Raw genomic sequence first — 16,642 nt, 5'->3', positions numbered from 1 at the left:
ACCCCGTCCGCACGAAGGACAACCGCGACGGGCAGGTCTCCTGGCTCGCGGGTCGTCGCCTGGCCCGGCCTTCCCGGATCGTCCGATCCAGTGGCGCACGGAGGAGCTGGGCTCGCCGGTCACAGTTGCGGGGGCAGCCCCGGCTGGCGAGCCTGACGCTCGCTTCCGGGTTCCCTTTTCATCCCATCTCTGGGAACCTGTCGCATCGGCGCCCCTAGAACCCCGCGGAGACGAAGGCAAGATGATCGCAGCCAAGACGCTGTTCCTGGGCGGTGCCCGCTCGGGCAAGAGCCGGCTGGCGCAGGCTGCCGCCGAGCGCTGCGCCGGCCCGCTCCATTATCTCGCCACGGCCGAGGCATGGGACGACGAAATGACCGATCGCATCGCCCGCCACCGCGCCGACCGCGACGCGCGCTGGCGCACCGTCGACTGCCCGCTCGCGCTGCCCGAGGCGATCGGCGGGATCGCGGATGGCACGATCCTCGTCGATTGCCTGACCTTGTGGCTGACCAACGTGATGCTGGGCGACCACGATGTCGACGCGCATGCGACGAGGCTGATCGCTGCGATCGCCGCGACGCGCCTGCCGCTGTTCGTGGTGAGCAACGAGGTCGGCCTCGGCATCGTCCCCGACCATCCGCTCGGCCGCGCCTTCCGCGACGCCGCCGGCCGGCTCAACCAGCAGGTGGCAGCGGCAATGCGCGAGGTCTATTTCGTCGCCGCCGGCATGGTGCTGCCGTTGCAGCCGTTTCCAGGGCGGGACTGAGGCGCCCCCCGACCCCGTTCGTGCCGAGCCTGTCGAAGCACGGTGAGCCCCCCTGCCCTTCGACACGCTCAGGGCGAACAGGTCGGGGGAGTGCCCCCTCACCCCATCAGCAACCGATACCCCACGCCCAATTCGTTGGCGATGACGCTCCCGGTCGCGTTCGGCTCTTCCAGCTTCAGGCGCAGGTTGCGGATGACGATGCGCAGATATTCCACCCGCGGATCGTCGTCGCCGCCCCAGGCTGCGGCGAGGATGCGCTGGTGCGTCACCACCCGCCCGGGATGCCGGGCGAGCACCGCCAGCACGTCATGCTCCTTGCGCGTCAGATGGAAGGCCTCGCCGCCGCGCCGGACGAGCCGCTGGTCGAGGTCGATCTCCAGCCCGTCGCGGCGGATGACGCTCGCCGCCGCCGCCGCGATGCCGCGATGGCGCAGCGCCGCGCGCAGCCGCGCGAGCAGTTCCTCGCCGTCGAACGGCTTGGTGACGTAATCCTCGGCGCCGAGATCGAGCGCAGCGACCTTCTGGTCGGTCGCGTCGCGCGCCGAGACGACGAGGATCACCGCGTCGCCCGCCTTGCGGATCAGCGGCACCAGCTCCAGCCCGTCGCGATCGGGCAGGCCGAGATCGAGCAGCACCGCGTCCGGACTTTCCGCCGCGACCGCCGCCAGCGCCTCGCGCCCGTTGATCGCGTCCACCACCGCGTAACCGGCGCGTTCGAGCGTGTTGCGCAGCAGCCGGCGGATCGGCTGTTCGTCGTCCACCACCAGAACCTTGGCCGCCATCAGTCGAGTTCCTCCGCCATGTCGCGCACGATCAATGCCGCCGGGAAGGACAGGCCGAAGCGCGCGCCCGGCCGGTCCTGGCGGTTGGCCGCCTCCACCCCGATGCCCATTGCCGCGGCGAACGCCTTGACGATCGCCAGCCCCAGCCCGGTGCCGCCGATCGCGCGATCCGAACCGGCGAACCGGCGGAAGGTGTCGAAGACCTCCGCCTCGCGCCCCGGCGGCAGCCCCGGCCCTTCGTCGACGACGGACAGCAGGATGACCCCGTAGCGGTGCCACGCCTCGACCCGGATCGGCGTGCCGGGATCGGCGTAGCGGCCGGCATTGTCGAGCAGGTTGAGCAGGCAATGGTGCAACAATTGCTGGTCGGCGCGGACGAGCGGCAGGTCGGGTGGCACGTCGAGCTCGATCGGATGGCCTTCGAGCGCGCGGCGCGCGTCATGCGCCGCGCCCGCCACCGCATCGGCGAGATCGACCGCCTCCATCCGCAGCGTCAGCGCGCCGGCCTCCACCCGCGCCATGTCGAGCAGATTGGCGACGAACCGCTGCAGCCGCGCCGCCTCGCCCTCGATCGTCGCGATCAGCGCCGGCGTCGCGCCGTGATGCAGCTCTGCCGCCGCCGCGATCACCGCGGTCAGCGGCGTGCGAAGGTCGTGGCTGACCGACGACAGCAGCGCCGTCCGCAGCCGTTCGCGCTCGCGCATCGCACCGAGATCGCGCGTCTCGATCTCCAGCCGCAGCCGTTCGAGCGCCAGCGTCGCCTGTTCGATCAGGTTCATGAACAGCGGGATCTGGTCGGGTCGCAGCGGATCGCCGCCCGCTTCGTTGGCGAGGCCGAGCACGCCGAGCGTCCGCTCACCGGTCACCAGCGGCTGGAAGAACCATTGCGACGCGGCGAGCGTCGCCGAGCCGCGCCCGGCCGGCGCCCCGCCGTCATAGGCCCATTGCGCCGCCGCCATCTCCATCGTTTCGAGCCGATAGTCGCTGGCGTTCGCCGCCTGCACCGCCAGCCCCGCCCCCTCCGCGACGAGCATCACCGTCCGCAGGCCGAACAACTGGCCGACCTCGTCGCAGATCGCCTGCGCCACCGCGACGGGATCGTTGAGCCGGGTGAGCTGGCGCAGGAAGCCGGCCAGCGCGGCGTTGGTCCGCGCGCTCGCCGCGGCGATGTCCGCCTGCGCCCGCACCCGCGACGTGAGGTGGCTGGTCGCCACCGCGATACCGAGCAGCACCAGCACCGATACGACATTCTCCGGGTTGCTGATCGTCAGCGTGCCGGTCGGTGGCAGGAAGAAGAAATTATAGGCGATGCTCGACGCCAGCCCGGCGAACAGCCCGGTCCGCAGCCCGAACAGGCTCGCCGCCATCATCACCGGCAGCAGGTAGAGCAAGGCGACGTTGCCGAGGTCGAGGATGTGGAACAGCGCGCTGGCGACGCCGGTCACCGCGGCGACCATCGCGCCGGTCCAGGCATAGCCGCTGCGGCTGCCCCAGCGATCGACCGGCGCCGCCCGGCGGCCACGCGCCGCGGCGGGCATCGGCAGCACGTGGATCGCGATGTCGGGCGTCTCGCGCACCAGCCGGTCGACGATCGAGCCGTGGCGCAGCTCGAACCAGCGCGAGCGCGTCGACTTGCCGACGATGAGCTGCGTCGCGCGCGCTTCGCCGACATAGGCCTTCAGCCCGGCGAGCACGGTCTGCGCCGGCACCGCCGCCGCCGCACCGCCGAGCTGCGTCGCGAGGTTCATTACCTTGGCGACCTGGCGGTGCTCCGCCGCGCCGAACGCCTGGGTGCGCGGGGTCTCGATGAACACCGCGGTCCACGGCGCGTGCAGCGCATCGGCGAGCCGCTTGGCGGCGCGCACCAGCGTCTCCACCCCCGCCGCCTCGCTGACCGCGACGACGACGCGCTCGCCGCCCGCCCAGGTACCGCCGACGCCGAGCGCGCGGACATGGTCGAGCATCTGCGCATCGACCGCCTGCGCCGCGCGGCGCAACGCCAGTTCGCGCAGCGCCGACAGATTGGTCTTGGAGAAGAAATGCGCGAGCGCCCGCGTCGCCTCCTGCGGCAGATAGACCTTGCCCGCCTTCAGCCGCTCGATCAGCTCGTCGGGCGGAATGTCGACGACCTCGATCTCGGCGCGTTCGAGGATGCGGTCGGGCACCGTCTCGCGCACCCGCACGCGGGTGAAGCCGGCGACGACGTCGTTGAGGCTCTCGACGTGCTGGATGTTGACCGTCGAATAGACGTCGATCCCCGCCGCCAGCAGTTCCTCGACGTCCTGATAGCGTTTGGAGTGGCGGCTGCCCGGCGCGTTGCTGTGCGCGAGCTCATCGACCAGCACCAGCCGCGGCGCCCGCGCGAGGATGGCGTCGATATCCATCTCGGCGAGGCCGTGGCCCTCGTGCGTCACGATCCGCCGCGGCACGATCGTATAGCCGCGGGTCAGCGCCTCGGTCTCGCTGCGGCCGTGCGTCTCGACCACGCCGATGACGACGTCGACCCCCTCGCGCGCCCGCGCCGTGCCCTCGGACAGCATCTCATAGGTCTTGCCGACGCCGGGCGCGGCGCCGAGGAAGATCTTCAGCCGCCCGCGTCCCTCCTGCGCGGCATGGCGCAGCAGGGCGTCGGGATCCGGGCGGGCGGCGGCGTCGCTCAACGGCCCACGTCGAGCGCCCGGTTGAGCGCGAGCACGTTGACGTGCGGATCGCCGAACGGCGAATCCTCCACCTGTCGTTCGACCAGCGCCCGCACCGCGTCGACCGACAGGCCGCGGACCCGCGCGACCCGCGACACCTGCGCCAGCGCGGCGGCGGGCGACAGGTCGGGGTCGAGGCCGGAGCCGCTGGCGGTGACGAGATCGGCAGGCAGCGGCCCGCTCACGCCCTCGCCGCGGCGCTTCGCCACATCGGGGGTGACGCGATCGACCAGCGCCTTGCTCGCGGGGCCGAGGTTCGACCCCGACGAGGCAAGCCCGTCATAGCCCTTGCCCGCCGCCGAGGGCCGCGTCTGGAAATAGCGGTCGCTGACGAATGCCTGCCCGACCACGGTCGAGCCGATCACCTTGCCGCCGGCGGTGACGAGGCTGCCATTGGCCTGGGCGGGGAAAAGCGTTTGTCCGATGCCGGTCATCGCAAGGGGATAGCCGATCCCGAGCAAGGCTGCGAACAGGATCGTCAGCACGAACGCCGGACGCAGCGCGGAAGTAAAATCGGAAGTCATCGTCGGTCCTTTCCCCCTCCCGCCGGCGGGAGGGGCAGATGTTGCGTGTTACGCGAGCCCCAGGCCGCCCACGGCGAGATCGATCAGCTTGATCCCGGCGAACGGCGCGAGCAGCCCGCCGAGGCCGTAGACGGCGAGATTGCGCGCGAGCAGCGGCCCCGCCGCCATCGGCTTGTACGCCACGCCCTTCAGCGCCAGCGGCACGAGCAGCGGAATGATCAGCGCGTTGAAGATGATCGCGCTGAGGATCGCCGATTGCGGCGTCGCCAGACCCATCACGTTGAGCACGCCCAGCCCCGGATAGAGCGCGACGAACATCGCGGGAATGATCGCGAAATATTTGGCGACGTCATTGGCGACCGAGAAGGTGGTGAGCGCGCCGCGCGTCATCAGCAACTGCTTGCCGAGCCCGACGACCTCGATCAGCTTGGTCGGGTCGCTGTCGAGATCGACCATATTGCCCGCCTCGCGCGCCGCCTGCGTGCCGGTATTCATCGCGACGCCGACATCGGCCTGCGCCAGGGCGGGCGCGTCGTTGGTACCGTCGCCGCACATCGCGACCAGCTTGCCGCCCTGCTGCTCCTTGCGGATCAGCGCCAATTTGTCCTCGGGTGTCGCCTGCGCCAGGAAGTCGTCCACCCCGGCCTCGGCGGCGATCGCCGCGGCGGTGAGCGGATTGTCGCCGGTGATCATCACCGTGCGGATGCCCATCGTCCGCAATTCGCCGAACCGTTCGCGGATGCCCGCCTTCACCACGTCCTTGAGGAAGATCGCGCCGAGCAGCCGCCCGTCCATCGCCACCGCCAGCGGCGTGCCGCCGGCGCGCGCGATCTCGTCGGTGGCGCGGCGCAATTCGGTCGCCGCCGCGGTCTCGCCCGCGCCGGGATTGGCGCGCAGGATCGAATCGACCGCGCCCTTCTGGATCAGCGTCGCGCCGATCTGCACGCCGGAAATCCGCGTCTGTGCGGTGAACGGGATCACCTCCGCGCCCTCGGGCAGCCGCGCGGTGGCGACCCCGAACCGCTCGCGCGCCAGCGTGACGATCGAACGGCCCTCCGGCGTCTCGTCGGCGAGGCTGGCGAGCAGCGCCGCCTCGGCCAGTTCGCTCGGGCTCACCCCGGCGACGGCGCGGAACTCGCTCGCCTGGCGGTCGCCGATCGTGATCGTGCCGGTCTTGTCGAGCAGCAGCACGTCGACGTCGCCCGCCGCCTCCACCGCGCGGCCCGACTTGGCGAGCACGTTGAAGCGCACCAGCCGGTCCATGCCGGCAATGCCGATCGCCGACAGCAGCGCCGCGATCGTCGTCGGGATCAGCGTGATCAGCAGCGCGGCGAGGATCGACACCGGGATCGACCCGCCGGCATAAGCGGCGAAGCCCGGCACCGTGCCGACCGCGATCAGGAAGATGATCGTCAGCCCGACGAGCAGGATGGTCAGCGCGATCTCGTTCGGCGTCTTCTGCCGCTCGGCGCCCTCGACGAGCGCGATCATCCGGTCGAGGAAGCCCTGCCCCGGATTGACCGTCACCCGCACCCGGATGCTGTCGGAGATGACGCGGGTGCCCGCGGTCACCGCCGAACGGTCGCCGCCCGCCTCGCGGATCACCGGCGCGCTCTCACCGGTGATCGCCGCCTCGTTGACCGAGGCGACGCCGGCGATCACCTCGCCATCGCTGGGGATCAGGTCGCCGGTCTCGACCAGCACCACGTCGCCGATCGACAGCCGGCTGGCGGGCACCAGCTCCCAGGCGTCGGCGACGCCGATCAGCAGCTTGGCGCGCAGTTCGGCCTTGGCGTCGCGCAGGCTGGCCGCCTGCGCCTTGCCGCGGCCTTCCGCCAGCGCCTCGGCAAAGGTGCCGAACAGCACCGTCAGCCACAGCCAGACGACGAGTTGCAGCTTGAAGCCAAGGGTGAGGCCGTCGCCACCGACCGCGAGCAGCACGGTGAGCAGCAGCGCGACGACGGCGGTGACGAACATCACCGGATTGCGGACGAGCTGGCGCGGATCGAGCTTGCGGAACGCATCGCCGATCGCCGGCAGGATCAGGTCGGCGGTGAACAGGGATTTGGTTTGTGCGCGTGCCATGTGCGGCGCCTTTTAGGAGAGTTGGCCGTGGATCATGGCGAGATGATCCGCGATGGGACCGAGCGCGAGGCCCGGCAGGAAGGTGAGCCCGCCGAGGATCAGCACGATGCCGACGAGCAGGCCGACCCACAGGCCGCCGGTGGTCGGGAACGAGCCGGCGCTTTCCGGCGTATGCTTCTTGGCGGCGAGGCTGCCGGCGATGGCGAGCATCGGCACGATGATGAAGAACCGCCCCACCCACATCGCCAGCCCGAGCAGCCCGTTGTAATAGGGCGTGTTCGCGGTCAGCCCGGCAAAGGCGGAGCCGTTGTTGCCGACCGCGCTGGTGAAGGCGTAGAGGATCTCGCTGAAGCCGTGCGGCCCCTTGTTGAGCGGCCCCGCCAGCCCCTGCGCCAAGACCGACGACAAGGCGGTAAGGCCGAGGATCATCAGCGGCAGTACCGCGATCGCCAGCACGGCGAGCTTGACCTCGCGGCTCTCGATCTTCTTGCCGACATATTCGGGGGTGCGCCCGACCATCAGCCCGGCGACGAACACCGCAAGGATCGCGAACAGCAGGAAGCCGTAGATGCCGGCGCCGACGCCGCCGATCACGACCTCGCCCAATTGCATGTTGAACATCGGCACCAGCCCGCCCAATGCGGTGAAGCTGTCGTGCATCGCGTCGACCGCACCGCACGAGGCGGCGGTGGTGACCACCGCGAACAGCGACGAGGCGGCGATGCCGAAGCGCACCTCCTTGCCCTCCATATTGCCGCCGGCGACGCCGAGGTGATGGAGCACGGGATTGCCCGCCGCCTCCTGCCAATAGGTCATCGTCACGCCGGCGAGGAACAGGATCACCATCGCCGACAGGATCGCCCAGCCCTGGCGCGTGTTGCCGACCGCCTTGCCGAAGGTCCAGGTCAGGCCGAAACCGATCAGGAAGATCGACAGCATCTCCACCATGTTGGTCAGCGCGGTCGGATTCTCGAACGGATGCGCGCTATTGGCGTTGAAGAAGCCGCCGCCGTTGGTGCCGAGCATCTTGATCGCCTCCTGGCTGGCGACCGGGCCGAGCAACAGCGCCTGTTTCGCGCCCTCCAGCGTGGTGACGTCGACGACGCCGGCAAGCGCCTGCGGCACGCCGCTGGCGATCAGGAAGACGGTATAGACGACGCAGATCGGCAGCAGCAGGTACAGCGTGACGCGCGTGCAATCCGCCCAGAAATTGCCGATCGCCTTCGCCTCGCGCCGCGCGAAGCCGCGGAACAATGCGAAGGCGAGCGCGATCCCGGTCGCCGCCGACAGGAAATTGTGGATCGTCAGCCCGAGCATCTGGCTGAGGTTCGACATGGTCGCTTCGCCGCCATAGCTCTGCCAGTTGGTGTTGGTGGTGAAGCTGACCGCGGTGTTGAAGGCGAGGTCGGGCGACAGGCCGGCGAGCCCCTGCGGATTGCCGGGCAGCACGCCCTGCAGCCGCAGCACCGCATAGGTGAAGACCATCAATGCGACGTTGAAGATCAGCATGTGGACGGCGTAGCGCCGCCAGCCCTGTTCGGCGGTCGGGTCGATGCCGGCGAGCCTGTAGAAACCGGTCTCGACCGGGCCGAGCACCGTGTGGAGCGGCGTGCGCCGCCCTTCGTACAGTGCGAACAGCCACATACCGACGGGCTTGGTCAGCGCCAGCAGGATGCCGACGAAGCCGAGGATCAGGATCCATCCCTGCACAGTCATGGGAATGCGCTCCTTTCTAGAAGCGTTCGGGACGGATCAGCACCGCCACGAGATAGAGGAGCAGGCCGAGCGCGGTCAGCGCCGCCAGCCACAGGTCGAGCGTCATGGCATGCGTCTCCGGTCAGGCATTATCGCAGAGCCGGGCATAGGCGAGCGTCGCCGCCGCCAGCCCGATCATGATCGCGATCCACAGCAAATCGTGCATGGCAGTGTCCTCAGAAGGCGGCGGTGAGGCCGACGACGAAGGCGCCGTCGGCGATGCTGCCGCGGCCGTCCTGGCCGCGGCTGAAGCTCGGCTGGAGATAGGCGGCGTCGCGGCGGCCGATGTCGGTGTCGACATAGCTCACACCGAGCGTCAGGCTGCGCCAATGCGCGTCGGCGCCGAGCGACCAGTCCCAATAGTCGCCGGTCGGGGTGACGCTGGTGGCGTTGGGGCCGAGGCCGTCATTGCCCCAGCTATGGCCGATATGGGCGCGCGCGGTCAGCGGCGTGCCGGCGATCGCGAGGGCGCCGTCGCCGGCGAGGTACAGATTGTCCTTCTTGTCGCCGCGATCGCTATAGACGCCCGCCGCCGCCTCGGCGCCGGTGCGATACCAGCGGCCGAGCGCCTGCTGCTTGGGCGCATAGGCGACGCTGGCGGTCAGCGTCGCCGGGCCGGCGGTGCCGGTCAGCCGGGCATAGGGTTCGGCGAAGTCGGTCTTGGCCGCACCGCCGGGATACATGTACCAGGTCAGCCCGACGTCGAGCGTGGCATTGGGGCCAAGCGCGTGCTTGTAGCCGCCGATCAGGTCCAGCTCCATATTGGCGCCGCCGAACGTGCCCCAGCCGGCGAGGTTCGACGCCCAGGTGCCGACGTACAGGCCGCTGTCGTGCGCGATGGTCAGTCCGCCCTGGACCGCCATGTCCTTGTCCGACTGCGACACGCCGCGGAACCGATAGTCGGACACCAGCCCGACCGACCCCGAGACGGTGACCGCCGGCGGCGGCGCGGTCTCGCCCGCGGCGGATTGCGCGAACGCGGAAGCCGGCATCGCGCACAGCAGGGCGGCGCCGCATAAACGATAAACGATCATCACTTACCCTTTCGGTCGCGGCCGGGCCGTCATGATCGACGGCGGGGCGCGTCCCAGGCGGAGCGATTAGGCAGCGCGCGCGTAGCAAAGCGAGATCGCTTTCCGGGAACCGCATAGCATTCGCATAGGGTTGCGCGTTTTCGGGCAGCGCGGACGACGCGCGGGCGGGGCCGCATGGCGCCGGTCGCGCGCTCCCGCCGAACAGCGCTCCTGGTGCTGGTCAGCCCGACGCCGCGCGGGCGCAAGGAGTCCTCGCGCATCCGCCGCCTTTCACAAGATTATCATCGTCTTGTGGCAGAGCATCCGAGCCTCCCGCGATCAAGATGAACTCAGAATGACATTTCGGCGCCGATCGGCGTCACCGAACAGTCACGGAGAGTACTTTCGCCGCCGCTAGGGGCGCGGCTCATCACATAATCACTATCAGGGGGACGTTCTTTGTCCGGTTCTTCTCATGCCCGCGCGTATCTGCTGGCTGGCGCTGCACTGCTGGCGCTTGCCGGTACCACTCCGGCCTTCGCACAGACGCAGTCCGACACCACGAGCGATGCCGCGGCGGCGCCGTCGGTCGTCGCCGAAAACGATCCCGACACCGGCGGCAGCCAGCTGCAGGACATCGTGGTGACCGCGACCAAGCGCGAGACCAACCTCCAGAAGACGCCGATCTCGATGAACGTGCTGACCGCGACCTCGCTGGTCGACCGGCACGTCCAGAGCCTCTACGACCTCGCCGACGGCGCTGTGCCCTCGCTGCGGGTCGCCACGTTCGAAGCGCGACAGACCGCGCTGACGATCGGCATCCGCGGCATCGTGCCGCTGGACGCCAACCAGCCCGCGCGCGAACAGGGTGTCGGCATCTATATCGACGGGGTCTATCTCGGCCGCCAGCACGGCCTCAACGCCGCCTTGTTCGACATCGACCGGATCGAGGTGCTCAAGGGTCCGCAGGGCACGCTGTTCGGCCGCAACACCGAAGGCGGCGCGCTCAGCATCGTCACCAAGGGGCCGAGCGGCAAGTTCGGCGGCAGCGCCACCGCCGGCATCGCCAATTACGGCGGCTACAACGGCGCGCTGCGCCTCGACCTGCCGGAAACCTATGGCGTCAGCCTGAAGCTCGACGGCGTCGTCCAGTATCAGGGTCCGACCACCAAGAACCCGCTCGCCGGGCAGACCGGATGGAATTATTTCGACCGCCGCGGCTTCAAGGCGACCGCCCGGATCAAGCCGATCGAGGGCATGACCGCCGACTTCAGCTACGACAACGGCTATGACGCCAACAGCCCGTTCTACAGCCAGCTGCTGAACTACAATCCGAACGGCTGCGTCGCCGGCACGCAGGCCGCGTCGCCCAAGTGCTTCCTGCCCGGTACGAACTTCAGCAGCCTTACCGGCACGGTGAAGCCGCTGCCGCCGCAGGTGATCGTCAACGGCACCAGCCGGATGAAGACCGCCGACATCGGCGTGCCGCAGCAGCCGAGCATCGACAAGACGCACGGCTTCACCTCGAACATCCGTTGGAACGTCGCTCCCGAGATCGAGCTGCGCTCGATCACCGCATGGCGTGGCGTCAGTTCGACCCAGTGGGACAATAGCGGCGGCGCGCATCGCGTGCCCGTGGTGGCGCCGAACTGCACCGGAAGCGCGTGCAACTTCAGCCGCTACAGCCTCGCCGACCTTTACCAGCACCAGTTCAGCCAGGAATTCCAGGCAGTTGGTACGGTTGGCCAGCTCGATTACGTCGCCGGCCTCTATTATTTCAACGAGCATGTCAGCGACGACGCCGCGACGCCGAACTCGAATGCCTTCGTGTCCAACGGCACGGCGCTTACCGGTGTGACCATCCTCGATCCCTGCACCGGCTCGGGCGGCTTCGGTTCGCAGCCCGGCTGCCGCTCGATCGACCGCGCCTCGGAAGTCTGGTCGAAGAGCTATGCCGGTTATGGCCAGGTCACGTGGAACGCGACCGATGCCGTCCATCTGACGGTCGGCGGCCGCTACACGCGCGACGAGAAGCAGGGCGTCCTGCACTTCTCGCGCAACATCAATTACGACACCAACACCGCCGCCGCGCGCGCCAACGGCTACCAGCCGCTCGACCGCGTCTGGAAGCGGTTCAACCCGATGGCGACGCTGGCGTTCGACGCGAGCGATAACGTCCACCTCTATGCGAAATACGCCACCGGCTATCGCGCCGGCGGTGCCAGCTCGCGCACGGCCAACTATCTGCCGTTCGATCCGGAGGACGTGAAGTCCTACGAGATCGGGCTGAAGTCGGACTTCTGGGATCACCGCGCGCGGTTCAACCTTGCCGGCTACATCATGGACCGCAAGAACAGCCAGGTCGACATCAGCTCGATCCAGTCGACCGCGACCGGCAACTTCAACAATCTCGTGACGATCAACGCCGACGGCATCACCAAGATCCGCGGGATCGAGGCGGACCTGACCGTGCAGCCGGTCGATCACCTGACGCTGAGCGCGGGCTATGCCTATACCTACACCAAGATCCCGCCGGTGCTGATCACGTCGACCAACGTCTATCAGGACTTCTTCATCGTCTTCACGCCGCGTAACGCGGCCAACGGGGCGATCGACTATACCCTGCCGCTCAACGACATGGATCTGAAGTTCCACATCGACGGCAATTATGCGCAGTCGACGCAGGCCTTCGATCAGTTCGCGACCCACAACGATGCCTCGTTCATCGTCAACGGCCGCGTCGCGCTGTCGAACATCAACCTCGGCACCAACCAGCTGACGGTGTCGGCCTGGGTCCGCAACCTGTTCGACACGCAGTACGTCTTCCGCCGCGACCCGTCGAACAGCCTGCCCGCCGCGCCGAAGACGCCCGGTGCCACCACCGGTGACATCAAGGACGTGCTGGGCGATTACGGCAACTTCAACGCGCCGCGTACCTACGGCCTCGAAGCGTCGGTCAAGTTCTGATCGGCTGATCCAAGGGGAAAGGCGAGCCCGAGCACCAGCCCGGGCTCGCCGTCCTCCAATCGCAACACACCGCCGTGCAGCCGCATGATCGCGGCGATCAGCGGCAGGCCCAGGCCATGGCCCGGCCGATTGCGGCTCGCCTCCAGCCGTCCGAAGCGCCGTAGCGCCAGCTCCCGCTGATCCGCCGGAATCCCCGGCCCGTCGTCGCCGATCCGCACCCAGACGCAACCATCCGCCACCGCCACACCAAGCGTCACCCGCGTGCCCGCCGGCGTATGCCGCAGCGCGTTCTCGATCCCGTTGAGCAGCGCCTGTTCGATCAGCCGCGGATCGCCGGTGATCGCCGCCGCCTCCCCCGCCGCGACCACCAGATCATGGCCGCTGTCCTCGGCGACCGGCGCCATCGCCTCGCCGATCTCGGCGACCAGCGCGGCGAGGTCGACGCGCGTGAAACCCGCGGTGCGCCGCCCGCTCTCGATCTCGGCGATGCGCAGCATCGCGCCGACCATGGCGAGGATCGCATCGCATTCGCCGATCGCCTGTTCGACCTCGTCGCGAGTCCGCGCATCCGCGCGCGCCGCGATCGTCGCCAGCCGGCTGCGCAGCCGTGCGAGCGGCGTCCGCAGGTCGTGCGCGACGTCGTTGGAGACGTTGCGCAGCCCGTCCATCAATTCGGCGATCCGGTCGAGCATGCGGTTGAAGGCATGCGCCTGCCGGTCGAACTCGTCGGCCGATCCGGTCACGGCGATACGCTGCTGCATGTCGCCGGCGATGATCGCATCGACCGTCCGTCGCGTCTCGGCGAAGCGCCGCGCGATCGTCCGTCCGAACGCGACCAGCCCGCCCAGCACGATCACGACGATCAGCGAATAGCCGAGCAGGTAGATGTAGCGCCGGGCGCCGCGATAGCCGTCGAACGGCTCGGTCTCGGCGATCGTGGTCAGCGTCAGCCCGTTGCCGACCGGCCGGGTGAACGCCCGCCCCGCCGACAGGCCCTGGATGCGGTCGCGCCGCCGCACATCGGCATAGCCGGGTGCGAAATGCCGCGTCAGCGTGACGTTGCCGCCAAGCCGCCGCCCGGCGGCATCGGTGAGCTGGAAGCCGATATCGCCCGTGTCGCGCCGCCTCGCGAGCGTCGCGATCCGCGCGAGCAGCACCGGCGCGGTGGCGCGCGCGCCGTCGGCGGCGACCAGCGCGCTGACGTTCTCGATCCGCCGGTCGACCAGCCGATCGATCGTCCCCAGCGTCAATCGATAGGTCGCCAGCCCGGTGCCCGCCGTCGCGAGCAGGAACGCCGCGAGGAATCCGACGGTGAGCGCACGCAGGCTCGGCTTCATCCGCGCATCATGTACCCGATGCCGCGCAACGTCTGGATCGGGTCGTCGCCACCGCCCTCGGTCAGCTTGCGACGCAGCCGGCGGATATGGACGTCGACGATATTGGTGTCGGGCATGAAGTCATAGCCCCACACCCGCTCGATCAGCATCGCGCGGGTCAGCACCGCATCGGCGTTGCGCACCAGCTCGACCAGCAGCTTGAGCTCCAGCTTGGCGAGATCGATCGGCTTGCCGTTGCGCCAGGCGCGGAAGCTGGTCGGGCTGACGACGATATCGCCCGCCTGCAGCGTGTCGGCGCTCGACGTCGTCCAGCCGCGGCCACGCAGGATCGCGGTCAGCCGCGCGTGCAGCTCCATCGCCGCGACCGGCTTGACGACATAATCGTCAGCCCCCGCCTCCAGCCCCTCGACCTTGTCCTGCGACGCGGACAGCGCGGTCAGCATGATCACCGGCAGCGTCATGCCGCCCGCCCGCAAGGTCTGGAGCACCGACATGCCGTCGAGCCGCGGCATCATCCGGTCGAGGATCACCGCATCATAGGCCGCCTCGTTCATTGCGGTGAGCGCCTGGCGGCCGTCGCCGGCGATCGCGGTGGCATGGCCGATCGCGCGCAGTTCCTCGGCCAGCGCCTCGGCATACGCGGCATCATCCTCGACCAGGAGCAGGTTGAGAGTCATCGCCGCCAGTAAACGCTGCCTCTCTTGCTCGCCGTCAAGCGCTTTCGACGCGACCGTGGATGGCGAAACCCCCGCCAAGGCCCGGCAAAACGCGCTAACCTACGGCAATATCAGGAACTCTTGTCTGCAACTAGGCTTCCTAACGCGTGAAGCGAGCGTGCGATGTCACGGTCGTCCGACAGACTCAGGGAGCCGCAACGATGCTGGCGATGAACTATCGCGGACCATATCGCGTTCGCGCCGACGAACGGGCGATGCCGACGATCCAGCATCCCGAGGACGCGATCGTCAAGGTGACGCGCTCGTGCATCTGCGGGTCGGACCTGCATCTGTATCACGGCATGGTCCCCGACACGCGCGTCGGCACTACCTTCGGCCATGAATTCTGCGGCATCGTCGAACACATCGGGCCGGAGGTGCGCAACCTGAAGGTCGGCGACCAGGTGCTGGTGCCGTTCAACATCGCCTGCGGCAAATGCCATTTCTGCCAGCAGGGATTGTTCGGCAATTGCCACGAATCGAACGCGCAGGCGACCGCGGTCGGCGGCATCTTCGGCTATTCGCATACCGCCGGCGGCTATGACGGCGGCCAGGCGCAATATGTGCGCGTGCCCTATGCCGATGTCGGACCGATGGTCATCCCCGACTGGATGGACCCCGACGACGCGGTGCTGCTCACCGACGTCGTGCCGACCGGCTATCAGGCGGCGGAGATGGGCGGCATCCAGCCCGGCGATACCGTCGTCGTATTCGGCGCCGGCCCGGTCGGGCTGATGGCGGCGCGCGCCGCCTGGCTGTTCGGAGCCGGCCGGGTGATCGTCATCGATCATCTCGAATACCGGCTCGAATTCGCCCGCACCTTCGGCCCCGCCGAGGTCTACAACTTCCGCGAGATCGACGACATGGCGGTCTTCATCAAGAAGCAGACCGACGCGCTCGGCGCCGATGTCTGCATCGATGCGGTCGGCGGCGACGCCGCGGGCAGCGCGATCCAGACGCTGATCGGCACCAAGCTGAAGCTGGAGGCGGGCAATGCGATCGCGCTGCACTGGGCGATCAACTCGGTGAAGAAGGGCGGGATCGTCTCGATCGTCGGCGTCTACGGCCCGACCGGCAACATCATCCCGATCGGCAACGTCGTCAACAAGGGCATTACCATCCGCGCCAACCAGGCGTCGGTGAAGCGGCTGCTGCCGCGGCTGATCGAGCATGTCCGCGCCGGTCATATCGATCCCAAGGCGATGATCACGCATCGCGTGCCGCTCGCCGACGTGGCGGATGCCTATCACCTTTTCTCGGCGAAGCTCGACGGCTGCATCAAGCCCGTGCTGCTGCCGAACGGCGCCTGAGGGAGCATCGACATGAGCGATACCGCAACCATCCCCGCGACAACCGGCCCGACGCGCGTCCCGGTCGATCCCGCCACCGTGCCCGGCTGGGGCGTCGATGCCGATCCCGGCAACAACCCGACCTATCCGATGCGCCATATCGAGGATCAGACGCGCGGCTTCACCTGGGATCGCCCGACGCAGCAGCAGCCCGAGGTCGAGATCCTGCGCTCGATCGAATATAACGCGCTCCCCGCGGTCGTCGGCACCTCGACCCCGCCGAGCGGGGTGAGCGGCATGATCCGCCGCTTCGCCTTCAAACGCAGCGAGTCCGACTGGTGGCACTGGCTGCTGCTGATGGGCGCCGACCGGATCAACGTCGTCGAAGGCGTCGTCGCCGATCTGGCGCAAGGCCATGTGCCCAATATCCCCGCCGAAATGGGCATCCGCGCCGAATGGCGGCACAACCGTTCGGGGCTGTTCGCCAAGGCCGGGATCGTCGCCGCGGTGTCGCTCGGCGCGCTGCTGCTCGTCCGCCGCGGCCGCCGGCACGACGCCGCCCCGACGATCGGCAACGGCGAGACGATCCGGCCCGGCGCGCGCGAGACGCGGCTCAGCGATCATCTCCACGCCAGCGCGCTCGGACCGGTCGCGACCGCGGGCGGACCGACGATCGATCTGGATTCGGACGGATCGCGCCCCTAAGGCG

General features: G+C 68.9%; 13 protein-coding genes and 1 riboswitch. Of the genes, 4 read left to right on the top strand and 9 right to left on the bottom strand.

Annotated elements, in window-relative coordinates:
* Nucleotides 1–13 precede the first annotated feature (13 nt).
* Nucleotides 14–216, bottom strand: a riboswitch (cobalamin riboswitch).
* Between the two features lie 28 nt (nt 217–244).
* Nucleotides 245–766 carry a bifunctional adenosylcobinamide kinase/adenosylcobinamide-phosphate guanylyltransferase gene (gene cobU, locus HD841_RS17860; RefSeq protein WP_373563068.1) on the top strand — a complete coding sequence of 174 codons (522 nt, stop codon included), beginning with the start codon at nt 245–247 and terminating at the stop codon, nt 764–766.
* Nucleotides 767–864: 98 nt separating this feature from the next.
* Here the strand turns inward: cobU and HD841_RS17855 are convergent, their stop codons facing one another.
* The 7 genes from HD841_RS17855 to HD841_RS17825 all read right to left on the bottom strand — a co-directional run bounded on the left by HD841_RS17855 (nt 865) and on the right by HD841_RS17825 (nt 9,645).
* The gene (locus tag HD841_RS17855) at nt 865–1,548 is read right to left on the bottom strand and encodes a response regulator transcription factor (RefSeq protein ID WP_179510245.1); all 684 of its coding nucleotides are present in this window, start codon (nt 1,546–1,548) and stop codon (nt 865–867) included.
* Nucleotides 1,548–4,208, bottom strand: coding sequence for a sensor histidine kinase (locus HD841_RS17850; RefSeq protein ID WP_179510244.1), 2,661 nt, complete (start codon nt 4,206–4,208; stop codon nt 1,548–1,550). Before HD841_RS17850 ends, HD841_RS17855 begins: the two co-directional genes overlap by 1 nt.
* A complete protein-coding gene (gene kdpC, locus HD841_RS17845; protein ID WP_179510243.1) occupies nt 4,205–4,771 on the bottom strand; it encodes a potassium-transporting ATPase subunit KdpC in 567 nt (188 codons plus the stop codon). The genes HD841_RS17850 and kdpC overlap by 4 nt, the downstream gene beginning before the upstream one ends.
* A gap of 48 nt (nt 4,772–4,819) precedes the next feature.
* On the bottom strand, nt 4,820–6,856 hold the full coding sequence (gene kdpB / locus HD841_RS17840) for a potassium-transporting ATPase subunit KdpB (protein WP_179510242.1): 2,037 nt from the start codon (nt 6,854–6,856) through the stop codon (nt 4,820–4,822).
* Nucleotides 6,857–6,868: 12 nt separating this feature from the next.
* Complete coding sequence (gene kdpA, locus HD841_RS17835; protein WP_179510241.1) at nt 6,869–8,572, bottom strand: potassium-transporting ATPase subunit KdpA; 1,704 nt, start codon at nt 8,570–8,572, stop codon at nt 6,869–6,871.
* Between the two features lie 16 nt (nt 8,573–8,588).
* Entirely contained in the window at nt 8,589–8,678 is a 90-nt protein-coding gene (kdpF, locus tag HD841_RS17830; protein WP_038665721.1) for a K(+)-transporting ATPase subunit F, read from the bottom strand.
* A 109-nt stretch (nt 8,679–8,787) separates the two neighbouring features.
* On the bottom strand, nt 8,788–9,645 hold the full coding sequence (locus HD841_RS17825) for a TorF family putative porin (protein ID WP_179510240.1): 858 nt from the start codon (nt 9,643–9,645) through the stop codon (nt 8,788–8,790).
* 438 nt (nt 9,646–10,083) lie between these two features.
* Here HD841_RS17825 and HD841_RS17820 point away from each other — a divergent pair, with 438 nt between their 5' ends.
* Complete coding sequence (locus HD841_RS17820; protein WP_179510239.1) at nt 10,084–12,591, top strand: TonB-dependent receptor; 2,508 nt, start codon at nt 10,084–10,086, stop codon at nt 12,589–12,591.
* Here the strand turns inward: HD841_RS17820 and HD841_RS17815 are convergent.
* Together HD841_RS17815 and HD841_RS17810 are read right to left on the bottom strand one after the other, a co-directional pair.
* Nucleotides 12,561–13,928: a sensor histidine kinase gene (locus HD841_RS17815; RefSeq protein WP_179510238.1), complete on the bottom strand. Its 1,368-nt coding sequence runs from the start codon at nt 13,926–13,928 to the stop codon at nt 12,561–12,563. The genes HD841_RS17820 and HD841_RS17815 overlap by 31 nt on opposite strands.
* A complete protein-coding gene (locus tag HD841_RS17810) occupies nt 13,925–14,605 on the bottom strand; it encodes a response regulator transcription factor (RefSeq protein WP_179510237.1) in 681 nt (226 codons plus the stop codon). Before HD841_RS17810 ends, HD841_RS17815 begins: the two co-directional genes overlap by 4 nt.
* A gap of 200 nt (nt 14,606–14,805) precedes the next feature.
* Between HD841_RS17810 and HD841_RS17805 the strand changes: the two genes are divergently transcribed.
* The gene (locus HD841_RS17805; RefSeq protein WP_179510236.1) at nt 14,806–15,954 is read left to right on the top strand and encodes a zinc-dependent alcohol dehydrogenase; all 1,149 of its coding nucleotides are present in this window, start codon (nt 14,806–14,808) and stop codon (nt 15,952–15,954) included.
* Between the two features lie 12 nt (nt 15,955–15,966).
* Nucleotides 15,967–16,638 carry a hypothetical protein gene (locus HD841_RS17800; RefSeq protein WP_218845634.1) on the top strand — a complete coding sequence of 224 codons (672 nt, stop codon included), beginning with the start codon at nt 15,967–15,969 and terminating at the stop codon, nt 16,636–16,638.
* Nucleotides 16,639–16,642 lie beyond the last annotated feature (4 nt).

The sequence above is a fragment of the Sphingomonas melonis genome (assembly GCF_013409985.1).
GTDB lineage: Bacteria > Pseudomonadota > Alphaproteobacteria > Sphingomonadales > Sphingomonadaceae > Sphingomonas > Sphingomonas melonis_A.
This window is presented reverse-complemented; position numbering and strand designations above follow the sequence as displayed.

Coding starts and splice junctions, on each gene's coding strand:
- HD841_RS17855 (WP_179510245.1), bottom strand. CDS start 1,548: ATGGCGGCCAAGGTTCTGGTGGTGGACGACGAACAGCCGATCCGCCGG.
- kdpC (WP_179510243.1), bottom strand. CDS start 4,771: ATGACTTCCGATTTTACTTCCGCGCTGCGTCCGGCGTTCGTGCTGACG.
- kdpB (WP_179510242.1), bottom strand. CDS start 6,856: ATGGCACGCGCACAAACCAAATCCCTGTTCACCGCCGACCTGATCCTG.
- kdpA (WP_179510241.1), bottom strand. CDS start 8,572: ATGACTGTGCAGGGATGGATCCTGATCCTCGGCTTCGTCGGCATCCTG.
- kdpF (WP_038665721.1), bottom strand. CDS start 8,678: ATGACGCTCGACCTGTGGCTGGCGGCGCTGACCGCGCTCGGCCTGCTC.
- HD841_RS17825 (WP_179510240.1), bottom strand. CDS start 9,645: ATGATCGTTTATCGTTTATGCGGCGCCGCCCTGCTGTGCGCGATGCCG.
- HD841_RS17815 (WP_179510238.1), bottom strand. CDS start 13,928: ATGAAGCCGAGCCTGCGTGCGCTCACCGTCGGATTCCTCGCGGCGTTC.
- HD841_RS17810 (WP_179510237.1), bottom strand. CDS start 14,605: ATGACTCTCAACCTGCTCCTGGTCGAGGATGATGCCGCGTATGCCGAG.
- HD841_RS17805 (WP_179510236.1), top strand. CDS start 14,806: ATGCTGGCGATGAACTATCGCGGACCATATCGCGTTCGCGCCGACGAA.
- HD841_RS17800 (WP_218845634.1), top strand. CDS start 15,967: ATGAGCGATACCGCAACCATCCCCGCGACAACCGGCCCGACGCGCGTC.